The 16,945-nt window shown below is 62.0% G+C and carries 19 protein-coding genes; 13 read left to right on the forward strand and 6 right to left on the reverse strand.

From position 1 onward, the window contains the following. The first annotated feature begins 367 nt into the window (after positions 1-367). From ACLRDN_RS16170 to ACLRDN_RS16195, 6 genes are all read left to right on the forward strand, one after another. The gene (locus ACLRDN_RS16170) at positions 368-940 is read left to right on the forward strand and encodes a GbsR/MarR family transcriptional regulator (protein ID WP_088753293.1); all 573 of its coding nucleotides are present in this window, start codon (positions 368-370) and stop codon (positions 938-940) included. A gap of 5 nt (positions 941-945) precedes the next feature. Beyond that, on the forward strand, positions 946-1,221 hold the full coding sequence (gene cydP / locus ACLRDN_RS16175; protein ID WP_287027655.1) for a cytochrome oxidase putative small subunit CydP: 276 nt from the start codon (positions 946-948) through the stop codon (positions 1,219-1,221). Positions 1,222-1,226: 5 nt separating this feature from the next. Beyond that, positions 1,227-2,852 (forward strand): cytochrome ubiquinol oxidase subunit I, encoded by a 1,626-nt coding sequence (locus ACLRDN_RS16180; RefSeq protein ID WP_413457120.1) that lies wholly within the window; start codon positions 1,227-1,229, stop codon positions 2,850-2,852. Positions 2,853-2,879: 27 nt separating this feature from the next. Further along, entirely contained in the window at positions 2,880-4,019 is a 1,140-nt protein-coding gene (cydB, locus tag ACLRDN_RS16185) for a cytochrome d ubiquinol oxidase subunit II (RefSeq protein ID WP_413457121.1), read from the forward strand. A gap of 36 nt (positions 4,020-4,055) precedes the next feature. Next, positions 4,056-4,226, forward strand: a complete 171-nt coding sequence (cydX, locus tag ACLRDN_RS16190) for a cytochrome bd-I oxidase subunit CydX (RefSeq protein WP_008330178.1) — start codon at positions 4,056-4,058, stop codon at positions 4,224-4,226. Between the two features lie 104 nt (positions 4,227-4,330). After that, positions 4,331-4,852, forward strand: a complete 522-nt coding sequence (locus ACLRDN_RS16195) for a DUF2867 domain-containing protein (protein ID WP_276842523.1) — start codon at positions 4,331-4,333, stop codon at positions 4,850-4,852. A gap of 117 nt (positions 4,853-4,969) precedes the next feature. Here the strand turns inward: ACLRDN_RS16195 and ACLRDN_RS16200 are convergent, their stop codons facing one another. Both ACLRDN_RS16200 and ACLRDN_RS16205 read right to left on the reverse strand, forming a co-directional pair. Continuing rightward, positions 4,970-5,404, reverse strand: coding sequence for an organic hydroperoxide resistance protein (locus ACLRDN_RS16200; protein ID WP_039785041.1), 435 nt, complete (start codon positions 5,402-5,404; stop codon positions 4,970-4,972). Between the two features lie 247 nt (positions 5,405-5,651). Then, on the reverse strand, positions 5,652-6,137 hold the full coding sequence (locus tag ACLRDN_RS16205) for a MarR family winged helix-turn-helix transcriptional regulator (RefSeq protein WP_413457122.1): 486 nt from the start codon (positions 6,135-6,137) through the stop codon (positions 5,652-5,654). Between the two features lie 131 nt (positions 6,138-6,268). Between ACLRDN_RS16205 and earP the strand changes: the two genes are divergently transcribed. Together earP and ACLRDN_RS16215 are read left to right on the forward strand one after the other, a co-directional pair. Further along, positions 6,269-7,462, forward strand: coding sequence for an elongation factor P maturation arginine rhamnosyltransferase EarP (gene earP / locus ACLRDN_RS16210; RefSeq protein ID WP_413457123.1), 1,194 nt, complete (start codon positions 6,269-6,271; stop codon positions 7,460-7,462). A gap of 121 nt (positions 7,463-7,583) precedes the next feature. Next, positions 7,584-8,159 carry an elongation factor P gene (locus tag ACLRDN_RS16215; RefSeq protein WP_017451702.1) on the forward strand — a complete coding sequence of 192 codons (576 nt, stop codon included), beginning with the start codon at positions 7,584-7,586 and terminating at the stop codon, positions 8,157-8,159. 85 nt (positions 8,160-8,244) lie between these two features. Here ACLRDN_RS16215 and ACLRDN_RS16220 read toward each other — a convergent pair whose 3' ends face one another. Next, entirely contained in the window at positions 8,245-9,081 is an 837-nt protein-coding gene (locus ACLRDN_RS16220) for a FadR/GntR family transcriptional regulator (protein ID WP_413457124.1), read from the reverse strand. A gap of 141 nt (positions 9,082-9,222) precedes the next feature. Here ACLRDN_RS16220 and denD point away from each other — a divergent pair, with 141 nt between their 5' ends. Further along, complete coding sequence (gene denD / locus ACLRDN_RS16225; RefSeq protein ID WP_413457125.1) at positions 9,223-10,197, forward strand: D-erythronate dehydrogenase; 975 nt, start codon at positions 9,223-9,225, stop codon at positions 10,195-10,197. A 79-nt stretch (positions 10,198-10,276) separates the two neighbouring features. Here denD and mmsB read toward each other — a convergent pair whose 3' ends face one another. From mmsB to ACLRDN_RS16240, 3 genes are all read right to left on the reverse strand, one after another. Continuing rightward, positions 10,277-11,170 carry a 3-hydroxyisobutyrate dehydrogenase gene (mmsB, locus tag ACLRDN_RS16230; RefSeq protein WP_413457126.1) on the reverse strand — a complete coding sequence of 298 codons (894 nt, stop codon included), beginning with the start codon at positions 11,168-11,170 and terminating at the stop codon, positions 10,277-10,279. A 10-nt stretch (positions 11,171-11,180) separates the two neighbouring features. Beyond that, a complete protein-coding gene (locus tag ACLRDN_RS16235) occupies positions 11,181-12,689 on the reverse strand; it encodes a CoA-acylating methylmalonate-semialdehyde dehydrogenase (RefSeq protein ID WP_287019280.1) in 1,509 nt (502 codons plus the stop codon). A 71-nt stretch (positions 12,690-12,760) separates the two neighbouring features. Then, positions 12,761-14,002 carry an ABC transporter substrate-binding protein gene (locus ACLRDN_RS16240; RefSeq protein ID WP_413457127.1) on the reverse strand — a complete coding sequence of 414 codons (1,242 nt, stop codon included), beginning with the start codon at positions 14,000-14,002 and terminating at the stop codon, positions 12,761-12,763. A gap of 220 nt (positions 14,003-14,222) precedes the next feature. Between ACLRDN_RS16240 and ACLRDN_RS16245 the strand changes: the two genes are divergently transcribed. From ACLRDN_RS16245 to ACLRDN_RS16260, 4 genes are all read left to right on the forward strand, one after another. Further along, positions 14,223-15,140: a LysR family transcriptional regulator gene (locus ACLRDN_RS16245; RefSeq protein WP_413457128.1), complete on the forward strand. Its 918-nt coding sequence runs from the start codon at positions 14,223-14,225 to the stop codon at positions 15,138-15,140. Positions 15,141-15,231: 91 nt separating this feature from the next. Further along, positions 15,232-15,813, forward strand: a complete 582-nt coding sequence (locus ACLRDN_RS16250; protein WP_413457129.1) for a DJ-1/PfpI family protein — start codon at positions 15,232-15,234, stop codon at positions 15,811-15,813. 153 nt (positions 15,814-15,966) lie between these two features. Beyond that, the gene (locus tag ACLRDN_RS16255; protein ID WP_413457130.1) at positions 15,967-16,563 is read left to right on the forward strand and encodes an RNA polymerase sigma factor; all 597 of its coding nucleotides are present in this window, start codon (positions 15,967-15,969) and stop codon (positions 16,561-16,563) included. Continuing rightward, a complete protein-coding gene (locus tag ACLRDN_RS16260; protein WP_413457131.1) occupies positions 16,563-16,943 on the forward strand; it encodes a hypothetical protein in 381 nt (126 codons plus the stop codon). Before ACLRDN_RS16255 ends, ACLRDN_RS16260 begins: the two co-directional genes overlap by 1 nt. Positions 16,944-16,945 lie beyond the last annotated feature (2 nt).

Here is a 16,945-nt window from a genome sequence, read left to right on the forward strand (position 1 = left end):
CGGCTGAGCTGCAAATGCACCTTATTTGATCCGCATCAGGTTTCCTATCAGCCAAATCCTTCTGGCTTTGTAGGAAAGCGTGAAAATACGTTCATGCAGCGCAACATGATGCTGAACAGGGCTGCGTCCTTGTGAAACCGGGAAGTTCACAAGACGCGATGTCGTCATGAAGAGACGTTAATAAGCGCCTTCACCCCTGTCAGTCTCTGAGCCTGCAGACGGCCCTCGCCCGCGCCTTGCGCGCCGGGCGCGCGTCATTCTCATCCGTGATAACTGTTATCAGCAAATACACAGGTGCGTGACATTGCGATGGGTCAAGCAATTGCTTTAAATTTCAGTAATTACTGAAATTTCAAAAGACTTCGACATGGAAAACAACGTACTCAGCCCGCTCATGCAGCGCTTCATCAGCCACTTCGGCGAGATGGGCAGCCGCTGGGGCATCAATCGCACCGTGGGCCAGATTTATGCCCTGCTCTACATCTGCGGGCGCGCGCTCAATGCTGACGAGATCGCCGAGTACCTCAGTTTTTCGCGCTCCAACGTGAGCATGGGATTGAAGGAATTGCAGTCCTGGCGGCTGGTGAAGCTGCTGCACAAACCCGGTGATCGCCGTGAATATTTCGAACCGCCCGGCGACATCTGGGACATCTTCAAGGTGCTGCTGGAGGAACGCCGCCGCCGCGAGATCGAGCCGACCCTCTCCATGCTGCGCGACGCCCTGCTGGAAGCGCCCGGCAGCAAGGACGACAAGGAAGTGCAAAAGCGCATGCGCGAGATGTATGAACTGATCGAACTCTCCAGTTCCTGGTTCGACGATGTGCAGCGTCTTTCACCGGAAACGCTGGTGTCGTTGATGAAGATGGGTTCCAAGGTCAAGAAGCTGCTGGACGTGCGCGACAAGTTCCGCGTCGGCGGCAGCAGCAACGAAAAGGAGTAATCCGCATGCAACTCGCCTCATCCTTGCGCAAACGCCCGTGGCGCTGGCCACGCCTGACCCAGCTGCCGCTGGGGGTGGAGATCACCCTGCTGCTGGTGGTCAAGATCGCCCTCATCACGGTGCTGGCCAAGACCTTCTTCGCCCATCCCGAAGCCAAGCACATGCAGATGCCGGTACAGCGGGTGGAGCAGCGCATGCTGTCTTTCACCACCCCGCAGCCAGCCACCGCACAACAGCAGTACCAGCACCAAGACCTGTCCGCCAAACAACAAACGGAGTAACACAAATGGTTCCCATCGATGAAGTCGTCTCGCTGTCACGGCTGCAGTTTGCCGTTACGGCGCTCTATCACTTCCTGTTCGTCCCCCTCACCCTGGGCTTGTCCTGGATCCTGGTCATCATGGAGTCGGTCTATGTCATGACCGGCAACCAGATCTACAAGGACATGACCCGCTTCTGGGGCAAGCTCTTCGGCATCAACTTCGCCATGGGCGTGGCCACCGGCATCACCCTGGAATTCCAGTTCGGTACCAACTGGTCCTATTACTCGCACTACGTGGGCGACATCTTCGGCACGCCCCTGGCCATCGAAGGGCTGATGGCCTTCTTCATGGAATCGACCTTCGTCGGCCTGTTCTTCTTCGGCTGGGACAAGCTCTCGCGCAAGCAGCACCTGGTGGTCACCGTGCTGGTGGCGCTGGGCTCGAACCTGTCGGCGCTGTGGATCCTGATCGCCAACGGCTGGATGAACAATCCGGTGGGCGCCGAATTCAACTTCGAGACCATGCGCATGGAGCTGGTCAGCATGACCGACGTGATCTTCAATCCGGTGGCGCAGGTGAAGTTCGTGCACACCGTGGCCGCCGGCTACGTGACGGCTTCCATGTTCGTGCTTGGCGTGTCGGCCTGGTATCTGCTGAAGGCCCGCGATACCGCCTTCGCGCTGCGCTCCTTCGCGGTGGCCGCTGGTTTCGGCCTGGCCGCGACGCTCTCGGTGATCGTGCTGGGCGACGAATCGGGCTATACCGCCGGTGAAGTCAACAAGGTCAAGCTGGCCGCCATCGAAGCCGAGTGGGATACCCACCCTGCCCCCGCCGGCCTGACCCTGTTCGGCCTGCCCAATGACAAGGAAGAGCGCACCGACTACGCGGTCAAGATTCCCTATGTGCTGGGCCTGATCGCCACCCGTTCGGCCGATACCCAGGTGCTGGGCATCAAGGACCTGAAGAAGGAACACGAAGCACGCATCCGCAACGGCATGCTGGCCTATGCGGCGCTGGCCAAGCTGAAGGCGGGCGACAAGTCCCCCGAAGCCCGCGCCGAATTCAACAAGCTCAAGAAGGACCTGGGCTACGGCCTGCTGCTGAAGAAGTACACCAACAACGTCGTCGATGCCACGCCTGAACAGATCAGCCTGGCGGTGAACGACACCATTCCCAAGGTCGCACCGCTGTTCTGGTCCTTCCGCGGCATGGTGGCGCTGGGCTTCCTGTTCCTGTTCATCTTCTCGGCCTCCTTCTGGTTCCTGGCCAAGAAGCAGCTGGCGCCGCAACGCTGGCTGCTGCGCCTGGCCGTGATCTCGATCCCGCTGCCGTGGATCGCTGCTGAACTCGGCTGGATCGTGGCCGAATATGGCCGCCAGCCCTGGACCATTGCCGGCATCCTGCCGACCCACCTGTCGGCCTCCTCGCTGCAGCCGGGCAGCCTCTACTTCAGCCTGGCCGGTTTCATCCTGTTCTATACCTTCCTGCTGGTGGTGGAGATGATCCTGATGGTGAAGTACGCACGCCTGGGCCCGAGCAGCCTGCACACCGGCCAGTACTACTGGGAAACCAAGGGCAAGGACAACGGCCCGGGCGATGTCCTGCCGCCGCCCCTGAACCCAGCTGCCCATGCCGGCAGCACTCACTAAGCCACCAGAGAAAATGAGGAAAGCAGAATGATCTTCGATTACGAAACACTCAAGCTGATCTGGTGGGCCTTCGTGGGCGTACTCATCATCGGCTTCGCCCTGACCGACGGCTTCGACTTCGGCGTGGGCATGATGCTGCCCTTCGCCGGCAAGAACGACACCGAGCGCCGCATCCTGATCAATTCCATCGGCCCCACCTGGGAGGGCAACCAGACCTGGTTCATCACCGCCGGCGGCGCCACCTTCGCGGCCTGGCCGCTGGTGTATGCGACGGCCTTCTCGGGCTTCTACATTGCCCTGATGGTCTTGCTGTTCTCGCTGTTCTTCCGTCCGGTGGGCTTCGACTACCGCAGCAAGGTGGCCGATCCGCGCTGGCGTAATGCCTGGGACTGGGGCCTGTTCATCGGTGGTTTCGTGCCGCCCCTGATCTGCGGCGTGGCCTTCGGCAACCTGCTGCTAGGTGTGCCCTTCCACTATGACGACACCATGCGGGTGGAATACACCGGCAGCTTCTTTGCCCTGTTGAATCCCTTCGGCCTGCTGGCTGGCCTCTTGTCGGTGGCCATGCTGCTGATGCACGGTGCGGCCTTCGCCTTCGTCAAGACCGACGCTGCCGTGGCTGAACGTTCGCGCAAGACCATCATCGGCGCCGCCCTGGTGACGGTGTTGCTGTTCATCGCCGGTGGCTTCTGGGTAGCCCAGATGCCGGGCTACCGCATCACCTCCATGCCCGACGCCAACAGCGCCTTCACCCCCCTGGCCAAGACGGTGGAAGTGGTCGCCGGTGCCTGGTTCGACAACTACGCCAAGTGGCCCGTGACCAAGCTGTTCCCGGTGCTGGGCGTAGCCGGTGCGGTGCTGGCAGCCTTGCTGGCGCTGGTGCGCAGTGCGCGCCTGGCCTTCATCGCCAGCGGGCTGTCGGTGACGGGCATCATCCTCACCGCCGGCATGTCGCTGTTCCCGTTCGTCATGCCCTCTTCGCTGGACGCCAAGAGCAGCCTGACCCTCTGGGATTCGGTCTCCAGCCACAAAACCCTGGGCCTGATGTTCTGGATGGTGCTGATCTTCCTGCCGCTCATCATCGTCTATACCGGCTGGGTCTATCGCGTGGTCAAGGGCAAGGTCACCGCCCGCGACATCCACGAGAACGAACACACGGCGTATTGATTACGCGCAATCGCAAACTGCAACGAGGAGAAGATCATGTGGTATTTCGCCTGGATACTCGGTATCGGCCTGGCTTTGGCCTTCGGCATCATCAACGTCATGTGGCTGGAAGCCAACTACGCCTTCGGCCGCCGCAAGGCCGAGGAAACCCACGAGCGCTTCGCCAGCGCCCGTGCGGCGGAAAAGCAGCGGCGCAACGGCAGATAGGCTCGGGGGATCGCATCCTCAAGTGATCACATGATCGAGTGATCGCAGGAGCAAGGCCGGCAGCGTCGCTGCCGGCCTTTTTTTCAACTTGCCTGGAGACCATCATGCCTGCCTCCCCTGCCTCGCACACCGAAGAAGTTGCGCCCGCACCGCGCCACTGGGCCTTGTTGCCAGGTGCCGGTTTTGCCGACAGTTACCGCATCCGCCTCACGCCGCAACTGGCCAAATTGAATACGACCGAGATCGCGGCCCGCATGATGGCGTCCCAGCCTGCCTGGGTCAGCGCATTGATCCGTTTGCGCGACCGCCTGATGGCACCGCTGGGCCTCAAGCAGGCCGGCGACCATGGCGGCGGGCCGGCCGGGTTTCCCTTGCTGCTGGCGGCGCCGGCCAGGGTCGTGATGGGAATGGATGACCGCCACCTGGATTTCCGGCTGTGCGTCGAAAAGTCGCCGGCCGCAACCAGCCAGGCGGCAGATGAAGAGCAGTGGCTTACCGTGACCACGGTAGTACGCACCAAACGTCTGCTGGGCAAGGCCTACCTCGCGGCGATCATGCCCTTCCATCGTTGCATCGCGCGCACCTTGCTGCTGGGCGTGCTGCGGGAGGAACGTCCGGCACTTTGATCCGCCTTCGGCAAATGAAAAAAAACGCCGCTGCGACCGGATGGACGCAGCGGCGTTTTCCTTCATGCTGACCGGCGCAGGCAGGAAGCACATCGGCTCCCGCCCGGCCTGCAGGCATTACACCAGGTTCAGGGTGACGTTGATGTTGTCACGGGTGGCGTTGGAGTACGGGCACACTTGGTGGGCCTTGTTCACCAGATCTTGCGCCACGGCCTGGTCGATGCCCGGCAGCGAGATGTTCAGTTCAGCTTCGATGCCGAAACCGCCCGGGATCTGGCCGATGCCGACCTTGCCGGTGATGCTGGCATCCGCAGGCAGGGCCACCTTGGCCTGGCCGGCGACGAACTTCAGCGCGCCCAGGAAGCAAGCCGAGTAACCGGCGGCGAACAGCTGTTCCGGGTTGGTGCCGTTACCACCGGCGCCGCCCAGTTCCTTGGGGGTCGACAGCTTGACGTCCAGGACGCCGTCGGAGGACTTGGCCGAACCTTCACGACCGCCAGTGGCGGTAGCGGTGGCGGTGTACAGGGCTTTTTCAATCTTGTTCGAAGGCATGGTATTTCCTTTCAAAGTTCAGGTTGTCGTCACCCTTGCGGGCTACGTTTGAGGGGTGTGATGCCGAAAGATTCGCTTTCGGTCAGCACTGGCTTGCCAATCTCTTGCTGCTTCACTTGCGGTCTTGCTGATATTGCTGATATTGCTGATGTTTCCGGTGCTGCGGTCTTCGCTACGGAGGCGTCAACGATATAAATAATTAACTATATTATTGCGCACAATTTAAAACACAAAGCTTGTTACATTTTTATTCATCTTCGGCATCGACCAGGCCCTTGCGGACCTGTTTCAGTTCCACCACCAGCGCCTTGATCTGATCCAGCCCCGGCAGCATGCAGCTCATCTGCTGCGGTATTGCCTTGGCCTTCTCACGCAGCGCGCGGCCGCCATCGCTCAGGCTCACGACCACCCGGCGCTCATCGCCCGCATCGCGGTTGCGGTGAAGCAAACCCATGCTTTCCATACGCTTGAGCAGCGGGGTCAGCGTACCAGAATCCAGGAAGAGGCGCGCTCCCAATTCGGAGACCGTGACGCCATCCTTTTCCCACAGCACCAGCATCACCAGGTATTGCGGATAGGTGATCTCCAGCGGGGCCAGGATCTTCTTGTAGGCCTTGGTCATGGCCAGCGATGCCGAATACATCGCAAAACACAGCTGGTTGTCGAGAAGCAGGGCTTCGTCGATCAGTGCGTCCGGGAGATTCGTTGTGTGCGTCTTGTCCATGTGCTGCATATTAAACTGCTCAAAATTGAATTGCAAGCTATTTAATTTGAAAAAATTTGTCGGTGTTGTTCATTTCGCTTCGTCGGTCCCCGCGGCAAGCCGGTATCATGCGGCCTGCACCCGTATTTTCCTGCATATCGATGAATTCCCACCCCAATCCCCTGCGCTCCCTGGACCTGTTCTGCAAGGTCGTCGACAACTATGGCGATATCGGCATCTGCTGGCGCCTGGCGCGGCAGCTGGCGCATGAGCACGGGCTCGCGGTGCGGCTGTGGGTAGATGACCTGGTGAGCTTCCGGCGCATCTGGCCGACGGTGGACACGCAAGCCGATACCCAAGAGCTCAGCGGTGTGACGATCCAGCACTGGCGCGGCCAGGACGGTCAGTTCGCGCCGGACGATGTGGCCGATATCGTCATTGAATTCTTCGGCTGCGAGATCCCGCCCGGCTATGTGGAAGCCATGGCGCAGCGATCGCCCAGGCCCGTCTGGTTCAACCTGGAAGGCTTGTCGGCCGAACCCTGGGTCGAAGGCTGCCACACCCTGCCCTCCCCGCATCGCTCGCTGAAGCTGACCAAGTATTTCTTCTTCCCCGGCTTCAATGAACGAACCGGCGGGCTCAGCTTCGAAGCCGACCTGCAAGCCCGGCGGCAGGCCTTCCTGGCCCACAATGAAGGCCCGGCTTTCCTGGCCGGGCTGGGCGTGACTGCGGCCGAAGCGCAGGCCTGCAAGGTCTCGCTGTTCTGCTACGACTACGCCCCGATTGCCGAATTGTTTGCGGCCTGGCAAGCCTCGCCCCTCCCGGTCACCTGCCTGGTGCCGGAAGGCGTGGGCCGCGCGGCGGTCGAGACCTTCCTGGGCGCACCGATGCGCGCCGGCACCGTGGCCACGCAGGGCGCACTGACGGTACGTGTGCTGCCCTTCGTGGCGCAGACCGATTACGACTGCTTGCTGTGGAGCTGCGACCTCAATTTCGTGCGCGGTGAAGATTCCTTCGCACGCGCCCAATGGGCCGGCCGCCCCTTCGTCTGGAACATCTATCACCAGGACAAGAACCTGCACCACACCAAGCTCAACGCCTTCCTGAAGATTTACGACCCGGCCACGCCCGCCGCGACCGACCTCAACCGGGCCTGGAACAGCGCTTATCCGGGCGAGCTCGACTGGCAGGCAACATGGCAGACGCTGCAGGCTGAGCTGCCGGCATTGTCGGGCCAAGCTGAACAATGGGTAAAGAAGCTGTTGGCAAATGGCGACTGGATGGACAATTTGCTCGGGTTCGCCCGCCGGCTCGCCCTGGAAGAGTGGAAGAGCGCGGAAAATGGGTTAAAATAGCGGGCTACCGTTTTAACGCAGTTTGGAATTCAATCGTACGTGGGCTTGCGGTGAAGTTTTAGAAGTTTTACCAGTGGGCTACTGACAGTTTGAAAAAACCTACTTTTCACGACACATCGCTATGAAATTTGCAAAAGAAATCCGCGTCGGCAACATCATTATGGTCGACAGCAAGCCCATGATCGTCCTGCGCTCGGACGTCAACGGTTCTTCCCGTACCGGCTTCACCTACAAGTGGAAGATGAAGAACCTGCTGACCAACAGCCCGCAAGAAAGCGTCTTCCGTGGCGACGACAAGTTCGACGTCGTGGTGCTGGACAAGAAGCCGGTGACCTATTCGTACTTCGCTGACCCGCTGTTCGTCTTCATGGACGAAGAGTACAACCAGTACGAAATCGAAGGCGAGAACATGGGCGACGCCATCGGTTACCTGAAGGACGGCATGCAATGCGAAGCTGTCTTCTACGACGGCAAGGCCATCTCGGTCGAAATGCCGACCACCATCGTGCGCAAGGTTGCCTACTCGGAACCGGCCGTCAAGGGCAACACTTCGGGCAACGTCCTGAAGGAAGCCAAGATCGAAAACGCCATCGAAGCCAACCAGATCACCGTGATGGTGCCGCTGTTCGTGAGCCAGGATGACGACATCGAAATCGACACCCGCACCAACGAGTACAAGAAGGTCGTGCGCGGCTGATCGTTAGCCGATGCCAATAAAAAAACGCTGCCTGGTGCAGCGTTTTTTTATGCCTGTTTTACGGGAAAAAGATGAACCCTGAAGCTCATCCCCCTTCCCTCACCCGCGCCAGGTCCCGCGCCGCCGCCTGTCCTTCCGCGCTGGCCCAGAAGGCCTTGTCGGCCGCCTGCAGGCGCAGGGCCGACTGCTCCATATGGCGCAAGGCCGCTGCCCGCGCAGCCTCGGCATTGCCATCATTGATCGCTTGTGCCAGCGCCGCATGTTCGGCGCGCACCTGCTGCACGAACTCGTTGCTGCGCGCTTCGTTCATGCGCGACACACGGATGGCGGCGTGCAGGAACTGGCTCAGGAACTGTACCAGCGAGGTATAAAGCGGGTTGTGCGAGGCATTGGAGATGGCAGCATGGAAGGCGAAATCCTCCTGCACGCCATCGCGCCCCGCTGCTGCTGCCGCATCGATGGCCTGCAAGGCCTGCTGGATCGCCAGGTTCTGCGCGCGCGTGCGGCGCTGTGCCGCCAGGGCGGCCATTTCTCCTTCCACCCCGCGCCGCAGCTCGATCACCCGCAGTACTGCCTGGATGGAGTCGCGGCCATCATCCACATTCAGGTCCAGCCGGAAGGGCGTGGCCTGCGTCACCGGCAGCACCACCGTGCCACTGCCCCGGCGCGAACCGACCAGCCCCTCGGACTTCAAGCGCGAAATGGCTTCGCGGATCACCGTGCGGCTCACCGAAAATCGTTCGGTCAACTCCATCTCCGAAGGCAAGCGTGCATCCGGGGCGAATTCCCCGCTGCGGATCTGCTGTGCCAGTACGCTGGTGACATGGTCGGCCAGCGTGGTCTTGCCGCGCGCAGCAGCGGCCATGGTGGCGAGCGCCGACGCCTGCGGCCTGGAGGAGGAGGAAGTCTTCATGGCGCGCATGATACCGCGCAGGCATGGGCTTTTGTGACTTCCGCTTCATATTCTCAAAGTTGTATTACAACTTCCGCTATAATGCGCTGCGCGGGTTTCGCTCAAGCGTTCCTATCCCCCTATTGCGACGACAGATCACGAGGAGAACATATGCATATCGTCATTACCGGCGGCGCCGGCTTCCTGGGCAGCCGACTGGCGCGCCAGCTGCTGCAGCGCGGCACCCTGACCGGCCGCGACGGCCAGCCGCAAGAGATCAAGCGCATCACCCTGCTGGACGTGGTTCCGGCCCAGGGTTTCACTGATCCGCGCATCGAAGCCGTCACCGGCGACATCGCCGACGCTGCCGTGATCGAGCGCGTCATCACGCCCGAGACGCAATCCATCTTCCACCTGGCCGCCATCGTCAGCGGCCACGCCGAGGCCGATTTCGACCTGGGCATGAAGATCAACTTCGACGCCACCCGCGTCATCCTGGAGCGCGCCCGTGCCCTGGGTACCAAGCCACGCGTGGTCTTCACCAGTTCAGTGGCGGTGTTCGGCGGCGAACTGCCGGCCGTGGTCCCCGACAACACCCTGCTGATGCCGCAAAGCTCCTACGGTGCGCAAAAGGTCATGGGCGAACTGCTGGTGCAGGATTATTCGCGCAAGGGCTTCATCGACGGCCGTGCGCTGCGCATGCCGACCATTTCGGTGCGCCCGGGCGCGCCCAACAAGGCGGCCTCCAGCTTCGCCTCGGGCATCATCCGCGAACCGCTCAATGGCCAGCCCTCGGTCTGCCCGGTCACGCCCGATACCCGCATGTGGCTGATGTCGCCGCGCCAGGCCATCGCCAACCTGATCCACGGCCATGAAATCAATGGCGCTGACCTGGGCCTGGCCCGCTTCCTCTCCATCGACGGCCTGTGCGTGACCGTCAAGGACATGGTCGAGGCCCTGGAACAAGTCGCCGGCAAGGAAGTGGTGCAGTTGATCGAATGGAAGGAAGACGAAGCCATCAAACGCATCGTCAATTCCTGGCCCGGTGCCTTCGAAGCCAAGCGCGCCAAGGCGCTGGGCTTTACGGCCGATGCCAGTTTCGCCGACATCATCCGCGCTCACATCGAGGATGAAGTGAAGAAATAAGCTGTACATCAGCACGCAGAAAAACGAAGGGACAGCCCCGCAAGAGGCTGTCCCTTTTTGCTGCCTGGGTGATACGGATTTACTGCGCCTTGCCCAGCATGTTGAAGATGCTGGAGAAGTCCAGCTTGCCTGCCCCGTTCATGCTGTGGATGTCGTACAGGTTACGTGCCGTCGAACCCAGCGGAATGGCGCAGTTGGTGGCCAGCGCATTCTCCACGGCCAGCCCCAGGTCCTTGAGCATCAAATCCACACCGAAGCCGCCCGCATACCCCTTGGAGGCCGGCGCCGTTTCCATCACGCCGGGGCAAGGGTTGTAGACCTCCAGCGTCCAGTTGCGGCCCGAGCTCTTGGACATGATTTCCGACAGCACCTTGGGATCCATGCCATTGGCCATGCCCAGGCGGATCGCCTCCGACGTCCCGATCATGAGGATGCCCAGCAGCATGTTGTTGCAGACTTTGACGGTCTGGCCGCTGCCACTTTCACCTGCGTGATAGATTGCTTTCCCCATCTTCTGCAGATAAGGCTGGGCGGCTTCGAAAGCCTCCTTGCTGCCGCCCACCATGAAGGTCAGCGTGCCTGCCGTCGCCCCGTTGGTGCCCCCGGAAACGGGCGCATCCAGCATCTCGAAGCCGCGCGCCTTGGCCGCTGCCGCCACCTTGCGCGCCGCTTCCGGAGCAATGGTGGAACAATCGATCAAGAGCGCGCCCGGCTTGGCCGAGGCCAGCACCCCGGCCTCGCCCAGGTAGAGCGACTCCACATGGCGGCTGGCCGGCAGCATGGTGATGACCACGTCGGCCTTGGCCACGGCCGCCATGGAGTCGGCTTCGGTCTTGCCGCCGACTTCCACCAGCTTGTCCACGCTGGCCTTGACCAGGTCATGCCCGCTGACCGAAAAACCGGCCTTGACCAGGTTCTGCGCCATCGGCAATCCCATATTGCCCAGGCCGATGAAGACGATGTTGGCGCTCATGCTGCTCTCCTTACTTCAGGGTGATGGTGGTGTTGACCTGGCCGGCTTCTTCATCGGGCGCGTACCAGCGGGCGGTGACGGTCTTGGTCTGGGTCCAGAAGGTCACGGCCTGCTTGCCGTTGGGACCGAGGTCGCCCAGCTTGGAAGCGCGCGAACCGGTGAAGCTGAAGTAGGCCACCGGCACGGGAATGGGCACGTTGATGCCGACCTGGCCGACGTCGATCTCGTTCTGGAACTTGCGCGCCGCATAGCCCGAGCTGGTGAAGATGGAAGTACCGTTGCCGTTCGGGTTGGCGTTGATGAAGGCAATGGCTTCATCGAGCGTGTCCAGTTCGACGATGCACATGGCCGGGCCAAAGATTTCCTGGGCGTAGATGTCCATCTCGGGCTTCACGCCAGTGAAGACGGTCGGTCCCACGAAGTTGCCGTTCTCGCTGCCGGCCACCTTGCAATTGCGGCCATCCAGCAGCAGCTTGGCGCCCTGCTCCACGCCGCTGGCGATGAGGCGTTCGACCCGTTCCTTGGCCGCCTTGGACACCAGCGGGCCGACATCGGCCTTGCGGTCGGTGCCCGGGCCAACCTTCATGGCCTTGGAGCGTTCGACGATCTCGGGAATCCATTCGCGCGTCTGGCCCACCAGCACCACCACCGAATTGGCCATGCAGCGCTGGCCGGCCGCACCGAAGGCCGCACCCAGCAGGTTGTTGATGGCCTGATCCTTGGGGGCGTCGGGCAAGACGATGCAGTGGTTCTTGGCACCCATCATGCACTGGGCGCGCTTGCCGGCTTCGCTGGCGCGGCGATAGATATGGGTGCCGACATGGGTGGAACCGATGAAGGACACTGCCTTGATATCGGGATGGTCGCAGATCATGTTGGCCACGTCCGGGCCGCCATGCACCACGTTCAACACGCCCGGCGGCAGACCAGCCTGGTTGGCCAGCTCGACCAGGAACAGCGAGGAAGTCGGGTCCTGCTCGGAGGGCTTCAACACGAAGGTATTGCCGCAGGCCACGGCGATGGGGAACATGAAGCAAGGCAGCATCACCGGGAAGTTGAAGGCGGTGATGCCCGCCCCCACGCCCAGCGGCTGGTAGAGCGTATAAACGTCCACGCCGCCGGCGACGTTCTCGGCCAGTTCGCCCAGTTGCAGCGAGGTGATGGAGCAGGCATGTTCCACCACTTCCAGGCCGCGCATGACTTCGCCTTCGGCGTCCGGCAGGGTCTTGCCGTGTTCACGGGTGATCATTTCGGCCAGCGGCGCAATGTTCTCGCGCAGCAGTTGCTGGAACTTCAGCATGATGCGCATGCGCTGCGCCAGTGAAGTATTGCGCCAGGTCTTGAAGGTGTCCTTGGCGTTGGCCACGGCCCGGTCGACTTCTTCCTTGGTTGCGAAAGGCACGCGGGCCACCACTTCCTGGGTGGCCGGGTTCAGGACGTCGCGCCACTCCTTGGAAGTGGACTGCACCTTTTCACCGTTGAGGTACAGGGGAACGTTGGGGATGTTGGCTTGGCTCATTGCAATTTCCATTGTGAAGAGGTGAACAGGATGGGGAGAGCAAGGCCGGGAGCAGCTCCCGGCCACAGGCATTACTGCTTGACCAGCGGGCAGGCCGCGTCCATCGGACGGAAGGCCTGCTGGGCCGGGATCACCGACAGCAGCTTCAGGTAATCCCACGGGGCCTTGGACTCGGCCGGGGTCTTGACCTGGTACAGGTACATGTCATGGATCACGCGACCATCCGGACGGATGGAGGCGTTGCGCATGACGGCATCCGAAATCGGGATGTCACGCATCTTCTGCGCCACGACCTTCCAGTCCGAGGTCTTGGCGGCCGCCCGCGCCTTCAGGAACTGGTAGACGCTGGAATAGACACCGGCCTGCACCATGGTTGGTTTGATGTTCTTGAACTGCGCTTCGAAGCGCTTGGAGAAGGCGCGGGTCTGCTCGTCGTAATCCCAGTAGAAGCCATCGGTATAGACCAGGCCTTGCGCAGCCTCCAGCCCGAGCGCATGCACATCCGACAGGAACACCAGCAGCGCCACCAGGCGCTGGTCCTTGCCGCCGATGGCAAAGGAACGGGCCTGCTTGATGGCGTTGACCACATCGGTGCCGCCATTGGCCAGCCCGATCACCTGGGCCTTGGAGGCCTGCGCCTGCAGCAGGAAGGACGAGAAGTCAGACGCATTGAGCGGATGGCGCACCGAACCCACCACCGTGCCGCCATTGGCCTTGACCACATCGGAGGCATCCTTCTCCAGCGAATGGCCGAAGGCGTAGTCCACCGTCACGAAGTACCAGGACTTGTTGCCCAGCTTGGTCAGCGCCGCTGCGGCACCGGCCGCTTGCGAGTAGGTGTCGAACATCCAGTGGAAACCGTTGGTGGCGCATTCAGCCGTGGTCAGCGCACCAGTGGCCGGGCCGCTGTACATGGCGATGCCGCCCTTTTCCTTGACCAGCTTCTGCACCGCCAGGGCCACCGAGGAATTGGTGAGATCGGCGATGGCCTCGACCTTGTCGCGGTCCAGCCATTCACGGGCGCGGGTCACGCCGACGTCGGGCTTGTTCTGGTTGTCGGCCGAGAGAATCTCGATCTTCATGCCCTTGCACTCATTCTTGAGGCAGTCTTCCACCGCCATTTTGGCGGCCACTACCGAACCCTGGCCGCCCATGGCCGAGTAGGGGCCGGACATGTCGGTGAGCACCCCGATCTTGACCGTGTTGGCATCCTGGGCGCGAGCGGGCATAGCCGTCATGGCGGTGGTGGCCAGCGACACCGTACAGGCCACGGCCGCAGCCGTGAGGGAACGGCTGAAAGCGTTCTTGGACATCTTGTCTCCTTGATCTTGTGATTGTTGTCGGACCTGCCCGCGTTCTTGGACGCCGGGTCTTGCCGTTGTCTCCTGCCGTCTGCCGCCCCTGGCCTCTGTCTTCCCGGGCGGCATCACGGCCCCGCTATTCTGCATGTGCGTATTTATCGATACAATAACCACAAAGACAAAACGCTTTTGCATTGATGCACATTGGCGGCGATGCAACCATGGAGACCACATGCTGGACTGGGACAACCTCAGGATCTTTCTCGAACTCACCCGCAGCCAGGGCCTGGTGGATGCCGCCAAGAAGCTGGGCATCGACCACTCCACCGTCTCGCGCCGCATGAAGCGCTTCGAGGAGCAGGTCGGCAGCCAGCTCTTCGACCGCAACAACCACGGCTACAAGCTCACCGCCGACGGCTACCGGCTGGTGGAATATGCCGAGCAGGTCGAAAGCACCCTCTATGCCGCCACCGAAGAACTGGGCGGACACAACAGCAAGCTCTCCGGCCAGGTGCGGCTGGGCGCGACCGAAGGCTTCGGCACCTTCGTGCTGGCGCCGCACATCGCGCATTTCTGCGCCCGCAATCCCCACATCACGGTGGACATGCTGCCGATGCCGCGCTTCGTGAATCTGTCCAAGCATGAGGCCGACATCAGCGTGTCGATCGAACGGCCGCTGTCGGGTAATTACGTGGTCACAAAACTGTCCGACTATGTCCTGAAGCTTTATGCTTCACGTGACTACCTGACCAGGCACGCGCCGATTCACACCATGGATGACCTGGCGCAACATAACTTCATCGGCTATATCGATGATCTGGTCTTCAGTGAAGAATTGCGCTACAAGGATACGGTGGCACCCGACGCTTTCCGGGCTTTCCGCAGCACCAGCGTGGTGGCGCAATACACGGCGGCCTGCGCCGGCCAGGCGCTGGCGATCCTGCCCTGCTTCCTGGCGCAGCGGTCCGACGAGCTGGTGCCGGTGCTGCCCGAACAGATCGCCATCACCCGCACCTTCTGGCTGGTGGCTTCCAGCGAGCAGCGCCATGTGGCGCGGGTATCGGCCCTGTGGAGCTACCTGCGCGACTGCGTGGAGCTCAACCGCGACTTCCTGATGGGACAGTCGCGCCGGATGCGCTGGCTGGAGTGAATCCTGCCCAAGCCAGCCCGCAACAAGGTGTGTTTCAACCCGGCCGCCCGGTCCCTCCCCGCGCCGGCGGCCTTATCCCAAGGAGATGACGATGGCTGCAAAGAAAATCCTGCTCTTGACCGGTGATTTCGCCGAGGATTATGAAACCATGGTGCCCTTCCAGGCCCTGCAGATGGTCGGCCACACGGTGCACGCGGTCTGTCCCGGCAAGAAAGCAGGCGACAAGATCAAAACCGCCATCCACGACTTCGAAGGCGACCAGACCTATACCGAGAAGCCCGGCCACCAGTTCGCCCTCAACGCCAGCTTCAACGATGTCAGCGCGGCAGGCTATGACGCGCTGGTAGTGGCCGGTGGCCGCGCACCGGAATACCTGCGCCTGAACCCCAAGGTGATCGAGCTGGTGCAAGCCTTCGCCAAGGCTGACAAGCCGATCGCCGCCGTTTGCCACGGTCCGCAGGTGCTGGCTGCGGCGGGCGTGCTGGAAGGCAAGAAGGTCTCGGCCTATCCGGCTTGCGCGCCGGAGGTGAAGCTGGCCGGCGGGCAATTCGCCGATATCGCCGTGGATGCCGCCATCACCGACGGCAAGCTGGTCACGGCCCCGGCTTGGCCGGCACATCCGGCGTGGCTGGCGCAGTTCCTGCAGGTGCTGGGCACGCGCATCGAACTGTAAGGACTGGACCCTCAGGCGGGGAGCGGCTTGCAGGGCCATGGCTCCCCGCGCAAACGCGCTGGTTTTGCTTGTTTCTTCATTTCCCTTTCGCAGTTTCCCCTCTTTTTTTCCACCCGATCCACAATATGCCCTGAGAACAACCGTCTTCAGGGCATGCAGCCCATTTCCACCCTCTCCCCGATGAGCGACCAGGACCGCGAGATCACCGCCACCGTCATGCGCGAACGCAGCCGGCTGGGCGGCTTCATTCGCCGCCGGGTAGCTGACGCCGGCGAGGCCGAAGACATCCTGCAGGAAGTGTTTTATGAGTTCGTCCAGGCCTACCGCCTGCCGGAACCCATCGAGCAGGTCAGCGCCTGGCTGTTCCGGGTGGCGCGCAACCGCATCATCGACCGCTTCCGCAAGAAGAAGGAAGAACCCTTGCCCGAGGCGCACGACATCGAGCAAGTCGAGGGTGGCGAGGGTGGTGAAGACAGCTGGCGGCTGGACCTGGTGCTGCCGGCCAGCGATGGCGGTCCGGAAGCGGCCTATGCGCGTGCGGCGCTGATCGAGGCCTTGCAGGCGGCACTGGACGAATTGCCGCCAGCGCAGCGCGAGGTCTTCATCGCCCACGAACTCGATGGGCTCAGTTTCAAGGAAATGGCTGCTGCCAGTGGCACCAGCTTGAATACCCTGCTGGCGCGCAAGCGCTATGCAGTCCTGCATCTGCGCGAGCGCTTGCAGGCGGTTTATGACGAATTGGAGATGTAATGGATCAGAACGACATGCCTCAAAATCCCCCCACCCCGGCGCGCCGCGATCGTGGCTTCCGTGGCGGGCGTGATCCGCGCCGCTGGGGCGTGAAACTCCTGCTGTGCCTGCTGTGCGTGCCGGTGCTGGGCGTGGTGGTGATGCTGCTGTGGAACTGGGTGATGCCGCCGATCTTCCCGGGCGTAGCCGAGATCGGCTTCTGGCGGGCGCTGGGATTGCTGGTGCTGTGCCGGGTGCTGTTCGGCGGTTTTCGCGGGCGGCATGGCGGCTGGCATGAGAAGCGCCGCTTCATGCAGGCACGCTGGGAAGCGATGACGCCCGAGGAACGCGAACGCTGCCAGCGCCGCGGCCGCCTGTTCTGCCGCGAAGAGCGCAAGTGAAG

Origin of the sequence: Herbaspirillum huttiense (assembly GCF_047300815.1) — a bacterium.
Lineage (GTDB): Bacteria > Pseudomonadota > Gammaproteobacteria > Burkholderiales > Burkholderiaceae_D > Herbaspirillum > Herbaspirillum huttiense_A.

Bases quoted from the DNA above. Each gene is read 5' to 3' on its own strand.
- ACLRDN_RS16170 (WP_088753293.1), top strand. From the start codon at position 368: ATGGAAAACAACGTACTCAGCCCGCTCATGCAGCGCTTCATCAGCCAC.
- cydP (WP_287027655.1), top strand. From the start codon at position 946: ATGCAACTCGCCTCATCCTTGCGCAAACGCCCGTGGCGCTGGCCACGC.
- ACLRDN_RS16180 (WP_413457120.1), top strand. From the start codon at position 1,227: ATGGTTCCCATCGATGAAGTCGTCTCGCTGTCACGGCTGCAGTTTGCC.
- cydB (WP_413457121.1), top strand. From the start codon at position 2,880: ATGATCTTCGATTACGAAACACTCAAGCTGATCTGGTGGGCCTTCGTG.
- cydX (WP_008330178.1), top strand. From the start codon at position 4,056: ATGTGGTATTTCGCCTGGATACTCGGTATCGGCCTGGCTTTGGCCTTC.
- ACLRDN_RS16195 (WP_276842523.1), top strand. From the start codon at position 4,331: ATGCCTGCCTCCCCTGCCTCGCACACCGAAGAAGTTGCGCCCGCACCG.
- ACLRDN_RS16200 (WP_039785041.1), bottom strand. From the start codon at position 5,404: ATGCCTTCGAACAAGATTGAAAAAGCCCTGTACACCGCCACCGCTACC.
- ACLRDN_RS16205 (WP_413457122.1), bottom strand. From the start codon at position 6,137: ATGCAGCACATGGACAAGACGCACACAACGAATCTCCCGGACGCACTG.
- earP (WP_413457123.1), top strand. From the start codon at position 6,269: ATGAATTCCCACCCCAATCCCCTGCGCTCCCTGGACCTGTTCTGCAAG.
- ACLRDN_RS16215 (WP_017451702.1), top strand. From the start codon at position 7,584: ATGAAATTTGCAAAAGAAATCCGCGTCGGCAACATCATTATGGTCGAC.
- ACLRDN_RS16220 (WP_413457124.1), bottom strand. From the start codon at position 9,081: ATGCGCGCCATGAAGACTTCCTCCTCCTCCAGGCCGCAGGCGTCGGCG.
- denD (WP_413457125.1), top strand. From the start codon at position 9,223: ATGCATATCGTCATTACCGGCGGCGCCGGCTTCCTGGGCAGCCGACTG.
- mmsB (WP_413457126.1), bottom strand. From the start codon at position 11,170: ATGAGCGCCAACATCGTCTTCATCGGCCTGGGCAATATGGGATTGCCG.
- ACLRDN_RS16235 (WP_287019280.1), bottom strand. From the start codon at position 12,689: ATGAGCCAAGCCAACATCCCCAACGTTCCCCTGTACCTCAACGGTGAA.
- ACLRDN_RS16240 (WP_413457127.1), bottom strand. From the start codon at position 14,002: ATGTCCAAGAACGCTTTCAGCCGTTCCCTCACGGCTGCGGCCGTGGCC.
- ACLRDN_RS16245 (WP_413457128.1), top strand. From the start codon at position 14,223: ATGCTGGACTGGGACAACCTCAGGATCTTTCTCGAACTCACCCGCAGC.
- ACLRDN_RS16250 (WP_413457129.1), top strand. From the start codon at position 15,232: ATGGCTGCAAAGAAAATCCTGCTCTTGACCGGTGATTTCGCCGAGGAT.
- ACLRDN_RS16255 (WP_413457130.1), top strand. From the start codon at position 15,967: ATGCAGCCCATTTCCACCCTCTCCCCGATGAGCGACCAGGACCGCGAG.
- ACLRDN_RS16260 (WP_413457131.1), top strand. From the start codon at position 16,563: ATGGATCAGAACGACATGCCTCAAAATCCCCCCACCCCGGCGCGCCGC.